Origin of the sequence: Campylobacter armoricus, assembly GCF_013372105.1 — a bacterium.
Taxonomy (GTDB): Bacteria; Campylobacterota; Campylobacteria; order Campylobacterales; family Campylobacteraceae; genus Campylobacter_D; species Campylobacter_D armoricus.
The window spans coordinates 602,114-618,273 of sequence record NZ_CP053825.1 but is presented as its reverse complement, the minus strand read 5'-3'; the positions used below and the strand labels follow the sequence as shown (position 1 = coordinate 618,273).

Sequence of the window (16,160 nt, the reverse complement as noted above, 5' to 3'; positions counted from 1 at the left end):
TCCTTTAAAAGTTATTGCCACTAGAAGATTCTGGTTTGTAAGTGGAATAAGTTATTGATCCACAAGATTTGCCATTTATATAAAAAGTTGTTGTTTTGTAATAACCACTGTTTGTTGTACTTAAAGTTAATTTTGCTTCTTTAGCGCTAATTAAGTTAGTAAGCTTGGCTTCTAAAGCTTTATCTAAATTAGCAGCAGTGCCTTTTGCTTCTTTAGCATTAATCAAATTAGTAAGTTCTGTTTTTAATGCATCTGTTAGTGATTTTGCTACACCTGTATTTTCTTTTTTATTAATAAGTGTTGCTAATTCTTGTTTTAAAGCATTATCTAAATTAGCAGCAGTACCACTATTTTCTTTAGTTTTTAGCTCTTCTTTTGTTTGTTCTATTTTTTGAGCATTGGCGTTAGTAGCGTTTTCTAGTATATCAATTTTAGCATCTTTGTTTGTCTTATCAAACTCTAAAGCTTCTACCCTAGGTTTTAAATTTGCAACATCTTCTTTTATATTCACTATATCATACTCTACGGCCTTTGCGTCTATCTCTTCTAAGCACTCATCTTTTTTTGTTTCAAGCTCATTTTTGCAAAGTTGTGTTTTTGCTTCAAGTTCTTGTATATACTCTTCTTTGCTCTCATACATATTACGCATATTTTCAGTTACTAAAAGATTGAGTTCGTTTTTTTTAGCCTGGTAATTAGTATTAAAAATACTTGTAAGATTGTCTATTAGATTTTTAGAAGTGCTTACATGCTGATTAAATTCTTCTTCTTTTTCTAAAAGAGTTTCTAAAAGAGTTGAAATCTTTGTATCTACTTTTTCTAAACAATCGTTTTTAATGCCTAAAACTTCATCCCTTATTGCTTTTAACTCAGTTTCATAGATTAACTTATCATTGCCTAGCTCTTTTTTAGCAACCTCAGCTAATCTTCCCAAATCTTCATTAGCTATTAAAGCTCTTTGGTTAAACTTATCATAGCTTTGCTCAAAATGGAGTTTATAGCCCTCACATTTTGCAACAAGTTCATCAAATTTGACGATAGCTTCGTTTTTTGCTATTTCTATAGATGAGATTATTTGCTCTTTTTTAGCTTCTAGATTATCATTTATATCTTGTGCTTTATTTTCTAAATCACTTTCTAAATTTGCGATTTGCTCTTTGAAATTTTTTATAAGCTCTGAATATGATTTAATGTCGTTTTCAAACTCTTTATATAAAGCAATAACTTCTTTTAACTCTTCTAAGCTCTCTTTAGTTTCTACCAAAAGCTCATAAGCTTGTATTATTTCTTTATATTTTATACCAACATCGTATTTTATTTCTTCTAGCTTTTTAACACTATCTATCATTTCTTGATTTAATCTTTGATTTTCAAAAAAGATAGTATTGATTTTATTTTTTAAAACCTCACTAGCTTCACTTACTACATTAACAGCATATTTTGATAGCTCTTTTACCTCGCTTTTTATTTGCAAAAGCTCAGGTTTAATCGCTCTTAATTCTTCTACATTAATATGCAAACTTCCAACTATATCTAAAGCATGATCTAGTTCTTTTAATATCTCATCTTTTATTTTTGTGCTTAACTCAAAATATTCTTTTGTTAAATTAGCACTTTGGATTATTTCATTATTTATCTTTTCTAAATCTATCTTCATACTTTCGTATTTAGTTAAATCTTCTTTTAAATCTTCAAATATAGGCTTATTCTCTTCTATAAAAGCCTTAATAGCTTCTAAATCCTCCCTTGAGGCGTTAAAATCATTATATGCTTTTTCTATAAAAATAAATTGTTCTTGCATGAGAGTATATTTTTCGTTTATGCTTTCAAACTTAGTGTCTAAATCTTGTTTGTTTTCACTTATGCCCGTGTGCATAGTTAATACTTCTTGTTTTAATTTTAAGGTTTGCTCATGTAAGCTTGTTACATTTTCTTTTAATCCTACTATCTCATCAAGTCTTGTATTGTCTAAAGCCCTAGCTATAGTATCAATCCTTAATAAGATTTGATTGATTAGTTCTAATTTTTCTTTACCAGTTTTTAACTCAGCTAAACTCACCATTTTTTACTCTCCTGCTTCATAAAAATCGCAATCTAATATTCTTTTTTCTGAAAAAAGCAATAAATCATTCATAGCCTCAAGCCAAGATTTAGTGTCTAAATAAGCTATAAAATCTAAATTTGTAATACTTTTTTCATAAGCTTCATAGTCTTTAACCCTGATAAACTTTTTATAAGTATCACAAGTATGCATATTCTAACTCCTGCCCGTCTTTGCTAATATAATCAGCTATAATCTCATTACAAAGTTTTAAATACATCACATTTTCGCCCTTACTCATCAAAAAACATACATAATTAATAACAGCATAGCAAAGGCTTTCATCTATCATTAAATGTTCTTCTTCATCATCAAAATTAGGTTCATCAGGGACGATTAAAAATGCATTGTTTCTGACATTTCTTAAAACCTTTTGGTCTTCTTCTCTTATGGTTTTAGTGAGCACGCTAGGCTCACATTTACCACAAATATAATAATACGCCTCTAAAATGTAGGCTTTTATATATTTATCATCAACGCTAGTTCTTTCTTTAGACATTTTTTTTAAAATAATGTCCCTGGCTAAAGCACTTTTCATTTTTTAAGCTTTAAGGCTCCACCTTCTACACTACTAAGCCCAACACCTATAGCAAATGCATCAGCATTTCTTACTTCTAGTGTGCTTTGTGTGAAAAATCTTTTTGCTTTTCCTGTTGATGAATCTACAACATCTTCCATATAAGTAGGAATGTAAAGTCCGTGTTTCATAAATTCAAAATCACCTGCGATTAAAACATCGCCTAAGCCATATTTAGGGCTTAATAGTCTATGTAAATGAAAATTAATCGTTCCAAAATCTGTCTCAAGGCTTATTACATTGCCAACTAGATTTTTTTCATTTCCAAAAATCCTAGTAGCGAGTTTATTAATAGCTGGTTTTAAACTAGCTCCTAAAAATACATCTTTAGGCGTAGCTCCACTATCCCAAATAGTTTGCAAAATCTGACCTAATTTATCTTCAGTAAGCAAACTAGGAGCCCCACTCCAATCTTTTGCCTCATCAAAGGCTAATACATTTCCCCTTTTTCCATCGCTAAAGCTTGTTTGTCCTTTTGCTATATAGTAAAATAACCCAGCCATTTCTCCACTTACGCTTTTTTGTGGTTGTATATACTCTTTAAACACTGATTTTTTAGCATCACTATCACGACCTAATCCAAACAAAGCATATTCTATATCTCTTTTATGCTCTTTGGCTTTTTTACCTACTTGGTAGCTCATTTCATTACCGCCGTATTGTTTAGCATGCATTAAAGTGGTGCTAATTGCAATCTCACTAATAAGGATTTGTGTTGCATTAGAGGTTTTTTGAGTGGTGTTTTCCATATCGCCTACAAACTTGCTATATTCTATGTTTGCATTTTTCTTTGGCTCTTTGAGTGTATCACTTAACCACGAATGAATAAGCGGGTTTGTAACTTTTGAAGTTCCAATTTTGTTTAAAAGTGGTGTTTCATCTGCTCCTATTTGTATAATCGTTTCATATACACTAGGTTTTAATTTGACATTTTCTGTTGCTGGTGGCGTAAATTCCATAGATGATAAAGCCATTTTAAAATCTCCTTTTATAAAATTTCAAAGATTTTACACCAAGGCTTTATTTCAAATCTACCACTTTTGAAACAAATTGGAAAAATTAAAGAAAAATTTTATCTTCTTAATAACTTACCCCATTTTTCCTCATATTCATCATAATGTTTATAATAATCAAGCCTAGAATTAAACTTTTCTTCTATACTTTTATAAATACAAAAACCATTTGCTTTATCTAGTTTATAGTTTTTTCTTGAAATGCTTTCAGCAAATAACATATACTCCCATTTTTTAAAACAAACTATTTCATAATCTTTTGCTAGAAATTTTCTAAGCTCTAATAATTCTTCATTGCTAAGCTTTCTTTTAAAGCTTAACTCGTTTTTATGCTCTAAATCATATTTTAAAGCTTTAATCTCATTTTCATATTTTAGTTTTTGCTGTGCTAGTTGAGATTTATAACCTAAGCTCTGTCTAAAAGCTAACTTATTGTACTTCTCATATTCAATATTTCTTAGTCTTTTTTCCATTTCATTAAAAGCTTTGATAAACTCAATTTTCCATTTATAAGCCTTTTCGCCTGTAAAACCCATAACAAGTAAAGAAAAGCCATCGCGAGTGATTTTATAACAAGGTAAAACCCTACCCGTGCTATCAGTATATTTACTCGCCTTAAAATTAAGGTCAGTGAAACTATCCTTTGGGAAAGTTTCAATTTTTGCTATAATATTATCGTGGCGTTTATTAAAAACTGCCGCGATGTCTAAAGAGGTAGTCGTTACTTGGTCGTTGGCTACCTCCAACTCTACACCTACGCCATTAATTACAGCTAATTTTTCCATTTTTTACCTTTTTGTTTTGATTTAAAACAAATAAATCATTTGTTTTATGAGTAAATTATAACATTATTTAGTTATATTGTCAATAATTTTATAAATATTTTAGTTGTTTTTTTGTAAAATAATAAATATTTTATTTGTAAAGGTGTTAAAATGAATTATGATGAATTTGAGAATAAATTAAAATCAATCAGTTTAAGCAAAAAAGATTTTTCTGAAATGGTTAAAATGAGCTATACCGGCGTAACCAATTGGAGACAAACAAATTCTATACCCGGCTGGGTAAATAGTTGGCTTATTAATTATGAAAAAGCAAAAGTTTTAGATGAAATTTCAAAATCTATAAAACCTTTTATAAGGTAGGTATTAAACATAAATAGGAATGTTTTTTGCTTTATTCTTAAACACAATAAAATATTAATTATTTTGTGATATTATATAATAAGTGTGTGAAAAAGGAATAACAAAATGACAAATGCAATAAGCATATCAAGCCAAGAAAGTATTTTTGGTGGAATAAGTATTCTAAAAGAAAATCTTACAGCCTTAATTAAAGAATTTAAAAAAGCAATAGAGGAGCATACAAAGACTAGAAAATATAATAATCTTTGTGTTGAAATAATAAGAGATATGGAAAATCTTTCTGCTTTTTATTTTAAATTAAAAAACCCAATTGAAGATAAGCAATTTAAAGATATATCTAAAAAACTTATTAAAATATACCAAGAAATAAATGATATATCTTACAAAAGAATGCGCGAAGCTGAAAATAAAAGTAAGAAATATGATGAAAAAGTTTTTTTTGCAAGTTTAGCTTTAGTAGAAATTATAAATTTTAGTCTAGATGATGATTTAATGAAAACTATGGGCGGATATAAAAAAGCAAACTTAATTGAACTTGGAAAAACTATTTATGAATGATAAATATGGATGGCATAGAGAAACATTAAGCATAAAATCACGCACAATAAAAACTGGTTTAAAAAATAATTTAAAAGTTCAAACATTATTGTGTCGAGGTATTATGTATGATTGGGATTATATAGTAAAATGTTGTAAATTAACAAATAGTGGCGATATTTATGATTTTCTAAGTGCTTGTTTTAATGTAGAAAAAGAAATCATTAAAAATATATGCAATAAGCTTAAAGATTTTAAAAATGACCCAAACTCCTTAAACGATTGTTGCAATAAAAAGATAGATAATTAACACTTATTTATATTATAAAATATTATATGGATTTATGATATAATTAATAATCGCCATTGGCACTACTCACGCTTAAAGTGTCAGTATTAAGCCTAGCTTCAGTGCGTATCGGCTGAGCTAGGGGCGATAATATTAATAAAAATTATATGCAGTTATAATCCACTTTTTATCTTTACCTTTATAATCAAGTGCTACCATAACTCTACTATTCTTAGTATCAATAAAAGCTCTATTATTACCCTTTTTTACATTTCCATTATTTATAATATTTTCTATTTCTTTTATAAAATTTAAAGCTTTATTTTTTGCTTCTATTTTATTTAGCCCTTGCTTAATAAAATCTTCTTCTCTTCGATTAATAATATGACTTAATCCAAAGTTACCATCTCCCCAAACCAAATCAATATCCCCTAAATCTTTCCTATAAAAAGCACCTGCTACTTGTCCTTGTTTTTCAATGAGTAATTTTTGCAAAGCACCCTTTCCATCATGGTAATACTCTGCATAATTTTTCCCAAATTCTTTTAAAGGCTTGATGTTTAATTCATTTTCTATTTTAGAACGCATTAGATCAGGTATATCAGCTTTTTTACCCTTATGTGTCTTTTTTTTAGCATTGAGTATAAATTCTCTAGCGATAGCATCTAAATTACCCATAACATCAAGATTATAATCTTTATTCTCTTTTAAAAAATCATCAAATCTTTTCCATTTATCCTCATCATTCATTTTTTGGTTTTTGATTTTTTCATCAAGTTTTTCTTTAACACTTTTCTTGTTTTTCCTATCCTCGCTTAGCTTTTCTATTAAGTTTTCTTTAGGCTTATTTTGGGTAGAATTAAAAATATTTGGTAGCCCATTCAATGAGTTATCATTTTTGCTACCTGGTTGGACGAAAGTTTGGATAATGCCAACATTTTCCTTAGTATTTTTCTTGCTAACTTTTTCAAGTCTTGTTAAATCTTTTTCTTTAACTTTTGTCACATGTCTAACTTCTCCAGTATCTTTATTTACACCAAGCTTTCCTAGTTTATTATCATTTAATCTTTTTGCTATTAAAGCTATATCCATTCTATTATTTTTATAAAAAAATGTAGGATTTTCTTTAATTTCTTTTATAAGTTTAAATACATCACTAGGCTTTTTAAACATCTCTTTATGTTTGCTAGCTAAATATTCTAAATCAGCTACAATCTCATCATTCGTAAGTTTTGCTAAATTTCTAACATTTGGAGAGACACTCATTTTTACATTTAAATCACTTTTAGCATATTTAGGATTAGGTTTATCCATGTAAAAGTTATCGCCTTTGATAAGCCCTTTTTCTACTAAGGCATCTTTTAAAATTTTATTTTGCTCTTTATCTACTTTAATATAATTATCCACTGCATTTTTAAAAATCTTGCTTTGTTTTGGTTCTGATATTTTTATGTTTTTAAGAGTTTTTATAATTTCTTTATGAGTTTTAGCAAGCTTTAGTGCATCTAGTAATTGATTTTTAAGTGCTTGTTCTTTAGCACTATTTATTATTGGGGCTAAAGCATGAAGCCTAGTAAAAATACTACCGATTAATATTCTATCAAAAACCCCTTTTATAGTAGTAGCTATAGAAGAATTTAGCTTTTTACCGCTACTTGCAATGGCTGTTAATATTAAATCTTTGTTGTTTTGATAAATCTTTGCATAAACATTTATAAGCTCTTTGGCTTCGTTTAATTCTTTACTTACAAACTGAGTTGATTTTAACTCTTGTGCTAAGCCCTTAAAATCATAACCTATATCTTCAATTCTATGTTTTTCTAATAAAGCATTAAATGCGTGTCTTTCAAATGCTTTTTTTTCTGCTTCATTCATACCTTCAAAAGCTTTTTTTAAGTCCTTGTCTTCATTGATATTTCTAGCACCTTTGGCTATTCTTTGCTTAAAAGCTTCTGGTGTTTCTTGGTCTTTTATTTTTCCTAGATAGCTATTGCTAAAGTTTTCTTTTAATGCATAGTTTTTATTAGCATCTTCTAAAATATTCCTTGCTAATTCTTTATTGCTTGCATTTTTTATCATAGCTTCATCTAAAACATCTTTTACTAATCTATAAGCTTCTTTAGTATTATAGGTTTTATTCCCTGTAGCTAATTGCTTATTTAAAGCACTTCTTAAGGCAAAAACTTCTTTTGTGCTTAATTGCTTACCTACGGCTTCTTCTAAAAAGCTAGTGATATTTGCCTTTATATCTTGTTCTAAAAAATTGTTGTTTTTAAACTCTTCAATCTTTGCTAAATCTTCTTTGTCTAAAATTATTGAACCATTATTAAGCTCATCTATACTTTTTATAGCTTGAGCGTATTCATCATTAATTCTTTTTTTATAAGAGCTATTATCTTTTTGCCAAGCCTTAATGTCAAGCTCTCCGCTTAAACCAGTTTTGTTTTTAAATACTTCATCTTGTCCTTTAATCATATTTAAAAATGCAATACTTGCGTTTTTATCACTTCTTAAAACATCATCTAAAAAACTGCCAACTTCAGGGTATGCCTGTGCTGCTTTTAGTAGTATTTCTCTTCTTTGTGTAGTAGGATAACCTGATAAAGCATTAGAAATATTTTTTAAAATTTCACTTGTTCTTTTAGCCCCATTTTGTATAAACTCAAAATTGTTTTTGTTAAGTCCTTGTTCTACCACATTTCTTATAAATTCTATAGTAGGTTTTCCATTTTCTAGGTATGTTGGGTTTTCTTTGGCTATTAATTCATCAATTTGGGCTTTATCTTTTATATCTTTGGTTACATTATCGTAAGCTTTTTCGGCATTTTGCAAACCACCATCGCTAAACTTACTAACTATGGGAATGTCTTTTTGGCTGATTTTATCAACAAACCTATCTCCCTTAAGGGCTACCCCATCTATCATATCTTTACCAGCATTTGCACCTGCTTTTATACCATCTTTAACTCCTAAAAATGAGTTTTTAACACCACTTAAAGCCTTAGCACCACCTAAAATGGCTAAATCCCCACCAACATTTAAAAGCCCAGCGGTTGCACTATTTGCTAATCTATCATTAAAACTTGGCTCTTTGTTAAATAAAGCAGCATTTTTAGTATAGTCTATATCACTTCCTATCATAGCCCCCAAAGTTCCGCCTGTAATCTCATCAGCATACTTTTTAGCACCAGGAAAAGCTCTTAAAATAGGTTTAAATTTACTACCCACCAAAGCACCAGCAAGAGAACCCCCAACCTCAAAAGCATTAGTTTTAAGCCCACGCCAAAGGGTCATAAACGCATTATCATCAAGTTCGGTAGTTTCTCCAGTATTTGATACAAAATATCTTCTGTTATATTCATCTTTACCTATAAAACCTAAGCCCATTTTCTTTAGCTCTTGGCTCATTGATTTTAATACATTTTCTTCAACTTTAGCTCTTGCTCTCTGCGCTTCTTCATCACCTAAAACAGATTTAGCAAAATTATAATTTCCCAAAGAACCACTAGCATTTGATAGTGTTTGCATAATATTTGATTTTATATTTTTACTTCCATCTTTGTAAATGTTTTCCATAAAAAAAGGCGTATTTTTATAAACTTCTTCTTTGTGTTTATCAATCTCCATTCGTTCTATATCATCACTGCTTTGTTCTTTTAAATCATTTAAATATCTCATTACTTTTTTATTATCTTCTAGACTGGCTAAAGTATTTCTTGCGTATTGATTTTTTAAAATTTGTGCTTGTTCTTGTGTTATTTCTCTCATTTAAAAACTCCCATTTGTTTTAATTCAGCATAGCTTGCTTCATAAAATTTTCCATCTTTTTCTACTAAATAAGTTCCTTCAACTAATGGAGTGATTATAGGTTGATTGCTAGGTTCTTGTGATATATCTACTATTTTTCCAGGCTGATTTTCGCCTTTTATATAATAATTGCTAAGCTCTTTTGCTAAGCCCTCTTTAAAATCTTTTAAATCTTCTTGTCTTTGTTTTTCATAAAGGGCATTAATATAAGGATTTTTCAAATTAGAAACCTTTGCCATTTGCTCATCATAATAAGCATTAATCTTGGCTTCACTAGTAGCTATATAATCCCTTATTGCTTTTTCATATTCTTTAGCATTTATGGTTTGAGCTTTCCAAGCTGATGGCTCTTTGTAAATTTCATCATGTCTTGTTCTATTATAGCTTGTATCTCTTCTAACTTTTTCATTATAAATACTATCGCTTATAAACTTAAATAAGCTATCTTGTGCGTCATTTATATTATCTCCCCCAAAAAGTCCTTTTGTATTTTGCCAAGTTCCCCCTAAAAGTCCTTGCCCGTCATAATAAGAACTACCACCGGCTTTTTTTATGGTATTAAATCTTTCTTGTATTGCTCTCATCTCCGGATTTGACTTTGTATAACTTGGTAAATTAAGCATTGCCTGTTGAGCTAAAAGATTATTTTCCCTTTGCTCTTTTGCTTGTTCTAAATCTATTTTTGATTTTTTTAAAAACAAATCCTGCAAAGCTAGATTATTTTTAATTCTATCTTGCTCCTTAGCATACTCATAGGCTCTTTCCTTTTGTAATAAATTATTATTTAAAAAAGCATTATTAATCTCATTTTGCTTTTGTTGTTCTAAAAGCGCCTCATCTCTTTGTGCTAAAAGCTTTCTTTTGTTCTCATCTTCTCTATAATTTCTTATACTATCGTATAAAACTCCGCCTACTTTTCCTGCACTTTGAATTACTCCAAGACTTGGATTAAATACGACTTGTTGTGGGTTATAATATGCCATTTTCCTACCTTTATTTAATGTATAAAATAAAGGATTTAAGGTAAATCCTTAAATCCATAAACTCTAACTAACTCCAAACTTCTTTTAAGTTATTTTCTCTATTTTGTCTTCTTCTTAGCTCTTCTTGTGCTAAGTATTTGTTAAAATTGTAGGCATCTTCTTGAAGTTTGAAATTCTTTTTTGCCATTTTTTGCTCTTCATATCCGCCCCAAAGTCCCCCAGCAAGTCCTCCTAAATCTATAAGCCTGTCAAAATTAGTTCTTGCACCATTTTTTGCTATTTCTTTATTTCCCCACTGAGTAACTTTGTTAAAACTATCTCCTAAAAAATCAAAAAAAGAAAAACCCCCAGCCTTAGCAGGTGCTGGAGCCTTAAGTAAGTTTTTTGAAAAATCAAAACCATTATCCATCAATGCCGCATAATTCATTTTTTACTCCTTACATTAATGATAAAATCTCTTTTCCTAAGTCTATATTAGAAACCTCTTTACCCTGTTTTACTTTTTGTGCAAAATCACTATCGCTATAATCATTTTTGCTTTGATTTGGTGGCATATCATCTGCCTTTTTTTCATTTGTTTTGCTATAAAAAATACGCAATAAAGTATTCCAGCTTTGTAAATCCCCATTAGCTAAACCACTAAGCTTGTTTGCAAGCTCGCTCATAGCTTTTAAATCAGCTTGTGGGTAATCTTTTCTTAGCTGTGCTTCTACTTGCATATATTTATTACGCAAGCTTTCTTCTTCTTCTTTTTGCTTTGCCTTACTTTCTAATTCTTCTAATTTTTTAAGCTTTTCATCGATATTATCCAAGCCAAGCTGTTTTAAATACTCTTTCCTTTGGTTTTCTTCTTCAGTTTCATTTGGTTTTTTAAACTCACTTAAGGCTTGTTCTAAGCTTCTTATTTTTTCTTCTTGTTTTTGAAAAAGAATTTTAAACTCTTCTTCGATTTTTGAATTATTAGTATCACTTGTGTTAGCATTAGCATTGCCATTATCATCATTTGTATTATTTGTATCATTTGCATCACCACTTACCCCATCATCATTTAAAGCATCTAATAAATCTTGTATTTCCTTGCTCATTTGTTTTCTTCTCCTAAAATGTTTATTATTGTGTCTAAAAAAGCCATTAATTCTAAAGCTTTTAACCTATTTACATCCGTTTCTTTTGTGTTTTTTGCTTGAAAATAGCACTCATTGTATTTATTTTCAATGTATTCTATTAGTCTTTTTCCTCCTTTAGTGTTATAAATATCGCTTTTAATTTCCAAGATCAGCTTCATTGTTTTCATCTCCAAACAAAGAATTGATATTTTTTATCCCCAATATAGGTAAAAGCTGTTTTAATAAAGTCTCGTTAATCTTGATAATCTTATAAGCACTTTGTGCATCGCCAACATTCATATACATAGAAAAAATCTGACTTAAAGCTTGCATACTAGCTTGTAGCCCTGCTCTTTGCACTTCTTTATTCATAGCTCCTGTGCCAGTTTGAATATTAAATCTAAAACTAGGTATATCCTCTCTTGCAAAGTTGTTAAAAAACTCATCATTGCCATATTTAAACACAAGCTTTGCTAATCTATCAAACAAAGGTTCTACAAAAGTTTCATTGTATGATCTAATATAATCAGCACTTCTTCTACCTCCTTCTTGTGCTTTAATGCTAATTTCGGTCGCAGTTTCGTTTTTTGCAGTTTGTGCTCCATTATTTTGCGGACTAACGCCCGTAACTTCTGTAAGCTCAGTTTCTAAAAAGCTTAAATTAGCACTTGCTGAATTTATATTTGGTGTTGGAAGTGTTGAAAAAGCCGACACATCAGCAGTATATACTGGTTTTCCTATGGTTTCTAAATCTTCCCTTGACACTCCAGCTGATTTTGGTAAAACAACCTTAGGGTTTAACGCACTTCTCATTGCGTCTATGATTAGATTTCTAGTTATATTAATCTCTTTTTGCAAAGGCAAAGCACTAGCCATAACAGGCTCTCCATAAGCGCAAACAAAATCATCACAATCAATAGTATTAAGTTGTGGCAACATAAAACCCCAAACGAATGGTTGCCCGTCTATTAATTCAATCTCATCTCTTAACAGCTCGCCCTCAAAAATCGTAGAAACCACCCATTTATCATCATCTTTTTTTACATAAACATCATAAAGTTTATTTTTTTTAAACTCGCAACTTTTATCGATTTTTCTATCAATATCACTTTTTTTGTAAAAACCTAGCTTTTGTCTTTGCTCAATTTGTGAGTAAGATAAATAAATCTCATTAACTATATAGCTAATATCTTCATTATTTGTAGCGTTAGGGTCAAAAAATATCTCATCAATTCCTATTCTATCTATCTTTGGAAAACCCTTATCCCAAGTTATTTTAGCTATAGAAGTTCCAACGACTAAAACATCTAAAAACAAAGGCTGAAAGGTTTTAAAAAGGTTTAAATTACCAGTGTAAAAATCTAGTGCTTTTTGCCATAAAGTGATAATTTCTTCATCTGAATTAATATAACTTTCAATATCTGCCATTCTTTCGCTATTAAAATATACATCATTTAACGAAGTGATTAAGTATTTCACTTTTGAATTAAGCTTTGGTATAAAAATATCTGATTTATTTCTTTTTTTAAAATATTCTTTATTGTCATTTTGCAATAAATAATTTTCTTGTAATTTTTTAAAATGAGCTTTGTATTTTTCAAAGCCGTTTTTGCTCTCGCTGATTAAATACTCTAAATTAGTGATTTTTTCTTCTTTTTTCATTATCAATTCTCCATATGGTAGTTTTACTAAGTTTTGTTAGTTTCACGATATCTTCATCGCTTACGCCTTTTTCCTTTAAAAGCTCCACCATCTCCCGCCTGAATTGCTTTTTAGAAATGTTTTTAAACCCACTAAAAAGCTCTAAAATCCATTTAGCTAAAACGATTTTAATCACTTCATCATCTTTTTTAGCTAACTCCTTAACCATATTCGGATTTACCCACTCATACACCATTAAAAACTCACCAGCCATCATAGCTCCAATCTTCACTAGTATTAGCTCTTGAATGTAATCTTTCAAAGAAAGTCAAAGCCACAGCGTCGCTAACATCGGGGCTTTTTCCATAATTTTTTTTAATCTGCTCTTTTGAGATGATTTTTAAAAGCCCCTTGTCGTTATATTCATATTCAATCATGCGTAAATCTTTTTTAAGTTCATCATCTTTGATTATTTGCATATGTTTTAGATTTTTTGCAAAAGTAAAATACATTTGTGCCCTTTTGTTTAAATACTCATTGCTAGTTGCAGAGTTTGTAGAATTTGCCTCAAACACAGGTAGTCCATAACTATGCAAAACATCATACACCCCAACCCCAAGTCCGCAAGTGTCTATAAAAATGCCTTGTGGCTTTTGATTATCTTGATTAAATTCAGCTAAAATCACATTTGCTAAAGCTGTGGTGCTAAGCCCACTATATTTTTTAATCTCATCTACCACAAAACCTTTCCTTTTAGCTAAAACACTCTTATCATCTCCATATCTTGCTACATCTAAGCCCCATATGTTATCCCCTTGCATTTTTTGCATATCAAAAGAACATAAATTCATACTTGCTTCAATCTCATTTAATGAAAACAATTCATTATTAGAATTGTCGATAAACTCTCCATAAATTTCTTGTCTTACCACTTCGCTATCTTCCCCGCCTACTTCTTCGATTAGCTCTTTGATTTGCTCTTTACTTAAAAAAGGATTATCATAGCTTGAAAATTGAAAATGCTTAAAGTTTTTATCGCTTAACTCTTTTTTGCAAAGCTCATAAAAAAGATTTTTCCCTTTTGGAACCCCACCTATAATCGCTCTTGATTTTGGATTATCTAAAAGCATAGGGCGTATAGCATAGTGCCAAAGATATTCACCCTTTGCATCTTTTAAGATAATTCCAGCTTCATTTAAAATAACTAAATCATAACCAAAGCCTTCTATGTTTTCTGGTCTTTCAGCACTTCTCATATGAAGCACAGCATTATTTAAAATGAGCTTTTTATCTTGAACGCTCCAAGAATAAAATTCTTTAGGAAGTTTTTTTAATTCTGGCATAAAATAAAGCTCGAAGTAATTTTGTAAATTTGCTTGTATGGTATCAACCCATAACACATTTAAGCCCATTAAAAGACTTTCTATCACATACTTTGCACTACCTCTTGTAAAACCTAGCCTTCTTCCTTTAGCAACCGTAACAAAACGCGGATTTTTTTCATTAAAAACTTGAAGCTGAGCTTTAGTGTAAGAAAAATCTAGTTTTAAGTTCATTTTATCTCACTTCTAACAATTTCTATTTTTTGAAGATTATCGCTGATGATTTCTTGTTTATCCACATAACCATGGTTATTTTTAAGTAAAAACATACTCACGCTAGGAGTATAAGTGCCTATTAAAGAATGCTCTATTATAGAACTAGCACATCTTTGCTTAGCCATTTGAACTATTTCGCCAAAATCTGCATCTTTTTCCCAAACGCTTAGAGTTTTTGTCGTAACACCTAAAAACACCGCTAGACTTTCTATTGTTTTTGGAGCATAAATAGTCTCGTATTTTGTTTCTTTGATGACTTTTTTAATATTAAAAAACTCTTCTATTTTTTGCTCTAATTCTTCTTTTGTTAAAACTCGACCGCCCATTTATAAAACCTCTTTAAACTCATATTCTTTAATATCAATTTCCAAAAAAGCCTTTTTAAAACTAACAATCTCATAATCAGCTTTTAATACATTTTTATCATTTTCAAACAACGCATCTAACACGCCTTTTAATACATTATCCCCATCGCCATGGCATTTATTTTTAAAGCCTATTTTTAAAGAAAACTCATATTGCTTTTTAAAATCAAAAGCTTGATTAGGGCTTATTCCGTTTTGCTTTCTAAACTCAATTTGCAAGTATTTTTTAAACTCTAAATATTTAAGATAATCCTTGCAAACAAACTTAGCCCTTTGAGTTGTTCTTTTATAAGGCACAGGATTGGTTTTAAGCTCTAATTTTAAAGAATAATTCATCGCGCCACCTTTTCTTTATTTTTGTTTAAATAATTAAAATTGGCATTGGTTTTTTTATTTAAAGTTTGAGAAAACTTTTCCAAATTTTGCAAGTGTAATGTTTTTTCTTCTTCTTTTGTCTTTTGATAGCAAAGTTCTGTTTTTAATTCTGTCTTTTGAATGCTAAAATTCAAATCTTTCCCGACCCTATGCTGATTTTTAAACATAAAATCTATAAGTGCTTCTTTAAAGGCTCCATCTTCTATCAAAGCCCCATCATGATATGTTAATTCTTTAAAATTATTTACACATATTAAACAATCACTCGAACTATTTTTAAGCTTTAACGCATTTTTAAAACCATCATAGGCAAAATATTCATATGTAAAATCATTTTTATATACTCTAAAAAAGGCTCTTGACTTGTAATTTTTAAAAAGCCATTTTAAAAAGCTTTCTTTATTCTCAAATCGTTCTTTAAACTCAAATTGTGCTATCTTGCAAACAATTCTAAGTTTTTCATAAGTAGAACCGATGATTTTCTCATTCATACATATCTCAAAATAATAATCCAAAAAAGCATGTATATCTTTGACATCTTTTAAATATCTACCAACTATATCCACCGCTTGAGCTTCGTTTAATTCTAGTAAATCTTTTAAAATTTTAATTTTTTCTTTCAT

At 29.6% G+C, this 16,160-nt stretch carries 19 protein-coding genes; 3 read left to right on the top strand and 16 right to left on the bottom strand.

All coding sequences use genetic code 11. The features are described from left to right. Positions 1-4 precede the first annotated feature (4 nt). From CARM_RS03265 to CARM_RS03245, 5 genes are all read right to left on the bottom strand, one after another. The gene (locus tag CARM_RS03265; protein WP_139424950.1) at positions 5-2,062 is read right to left on the bottom strand and encodes a hypothetical protein; all 2,058 of its coding nucleotides are present in this window, start codon (positions 2,060-2,062) and stop codon (positions 5-7) included. Positions 2,063-2,065: 3 nt separating this feature from the next. Beyond that, positions 2,066-2,254, bottom strand: a complete 189-nt coding sequence (locus tag CARM_RS03260) for a hypothetical protein (protein WP_139424947.1) — start codon at positions 2,252-2,254, stop codon at positions 2,066-2,068. After that, complete coding sequence (locus CARM_RS03255; protein WP_139424944.1) at positions 2,241-2,639, bottom strand: hypothetical protein; 399 nt, start codon at positions 2,637-2,639, stop codon at positions 2,241-2,243. Before CARM_RS03255 ends, CARM_RS03260 begins: the two co-directional genes overlap by 14 nt. Continuing rightward, complete coding sequence (locus tag CARM_RS03250) at positions 2,636-3,652, bottom strand: SU10 major capsid protein (RefSeq protein ID WP_139424941.1); 1,017 nt, start codon at positions 3,650-3,652, stop codon at positions 2,636-2,638. The genes CARM_RS03255 and CARM_RS03250 overlap by 4 nt, the downstream gene beginning before the upstream one ends. Positions 3,653-3,750: 98 nt before the next feature. Beyond that, positions 3,751-4,476 (bottom strand): Rha family transcriptional regulator, encoded by a 726-nt coding sequence (locus CARM_RS03245; protein ID WP_139424937.1) that lies wholly within the window; start codon positions 4,474-4,476, stop codon positions 3,751-3,753. A 150-nt stretch (positions 4,477-4,626) separates the two neighbouring features. On the opposite strand from CARM_RS03245, the gene CARM_RS03240 reads away from it, so the two are divergent. The 3 genes from CARM_RS03240 to CARM_RS03230 all read left to right on the top strand — a co-directional run bounded on the left by CARM_RS03240 (position 4,627) and on the right by CARM_RS03230 (position 5,683). Beyond that, positions 4,627-4,836 carry a hypothetical protein gene (locus CARM_RS03240; RefSeq protein WP_139424934.1) on the top strand — a complete coding sequence of 70 codons (210 nt, stop codon included), beginning with the start codon at positions 4,627-4,629 and terminating at the stop codon, positions 4,834-4,836. Positions 4,837-4,941: 105 nt separating this feature from the next. Next, the gene (locus CARM_RS03235) at positions 4,942-5,394 is read left to right on the top strand and encodes a hypothetical protein (protein WP_139424932.1); all 453 of its coding nucleotides are present in this window, start codon (positions 4,942-4,944) and stop codon (positions 5,392-5,394) included. Next, complete coding sequence (locus tag CARM_RS03230) at positions 5,387-5,683, top strand: hypothetical protein (RefSeq protein WP_139424929.1); 297 nt, start codon at positions 5,387-5,389, stop codon at positions 5,681-5,683. The genes CARM_RS03235 and CARM_RS03230 overlap by 8 nt, the downstream gene beginning before the upstream one ends. Positions 5,684-5,815: 132 nt before the next feature. Here the strand turns inward: CARM_RS03230 and CARM_RS03225 are convergent, their stop codons facing one another. The 11 genes from CARM_RS03225 to CARM_RS03175 all read right to left on the bottom strand — a co-directional run bounded on the left by CARM_RS03225 (position 5,816) and on the right by CARM_RS03175 (position 16,160). Beyond that, positions 5,816-9,430 carry a putative barnase/colicin E5 family endoribonuclease gene (locus CARM_RS03225; protein WP_236633229.1) on the bottom strand — a complete coding sequence of 1,205 codons (3,615 nt, stop codon included), beginning with the start codon at positions 9,428-9,430 and terminating at the stop codon, positions 5,816-5,818. Further along, a complete protein-coding gene (locus tag CARM_RS03220; RefSeq protein ID WP_139424927.1) occupies positions 9,427-10,452 on the bottom strand; it encodes a hypothetical protein in 1,026 nt (341 codons plus the stop codon). The genes CARM_RS03225 and CARM_RS03220 overlap by 4 nt, the downstream gene beginning before the upstream one ends. 67 nt (positions 10,453-10,519) lie before the next feature. After that, positions 10,520-10,879 carry a hypothetical protein gene (locus CARM_RS03215; protein ID WP_139424924.1) on the bottom strand — a complete coding sequence of 120 codons (360 nt, stop codon included), beginning with the start codon at positions 10,877-10,879 and terminating at the stop codon, positions 10,520-10,522. Between the two features lie 10 nt (positions 10,880-10,889). Beyond that, positions 10,890-11,537, bottom strand: a complete 648-nt coding sequence (locus tag CARM_RS03210; protein WP_139424921.1) for a hypothetical protein — start codon at positions 11,535-11,537, stop codon at positions 10,890-10,892. Next, positions 11,534-11,737, bottom strand: coding sequence for a hypothetical protein (locus CARM_RS03205; protein WP_139424918.1), 204 nt, complete (start codon positions 11,735-11,737; stop codon positions 11,534-11,536). Before CARM_RS03205 ends, CARM_RS03210 begins: the two co-directional genes overlap by 4 nt. After that, positions 11,715-13,220, bottom strand: coding sequence for a portal protein (locus CARM_RS03200; protein ID WP_139424915.1), 1,506 nt, complete (start codon positions 13,218-13,220; stop codon positions 11,715-11,717). Before CARM_RS03200 ends, CARM_RS03205 begins: the two co-directional genes overlap by 23 nt. Continuing rightward, the gene (locus tag CARM_RS03195; protein WP_244948521.1) at positions 13,195-13,491 is read right to left on the bottom strand and encodes a hypothetical protein; all 297 of its coding nucleotides are present in this window, start codon (positions 13,489-13,491) and stop codon (positions 13,195-13,197) included. The genes CARM_RS03200 and CARM_RS03195 overlap by 26 nt, the downstream gene beginning before the upstream one ends. Beyond that, a complete protein-coding gene (locus tag CARM_RS03190) occupies positions 13,463-14,755 on the bottom strand; it encodes a terminase family protein (RefSeq protein ID WP_139424910.1) in 1,293 nt (430 codons plus the stop codon). The genes CARM_RS03195 and CARM_RS03190 overlap by 29 nt, the downstream gene beginning before the upstream one ends. Next, positions 14,752-15,123, bottom strand: coding sequence for a terminase small subunit (locus CARM_RS03185; protein WP_139424907.1), 372 nt, complete (start codon positions 15,121-15,123; stop codon positions 14,752-14,754). The genes CARM_RS03190 and CARM_RS03185 overlap by 4 nt, the downstream gene beginning before the upstream one ends. Beyond that, positions 15,124-15,498, bottom strand: coding sequence for a RusA family crossover junction endodeoxyribonuclease (locus CARM_RS03180; protein WP_139424904.1), 375 nt, complete (start codon positions 15,496-15,498; stop codon positions 15,124-15,126). Further along, a complete protein-coding gene (locus tag CARM_RS03175; protein WP_236633230.1) occupies positions 15,495-16,160 on the bottom strand; it encodes a hypothetical protein in 666 nt (221 codons plus the stop codon). The genes CARM_RS03180 and CARM_RS03175 overlap by 4 nt, the downstream gene beginning before the upstream one ends.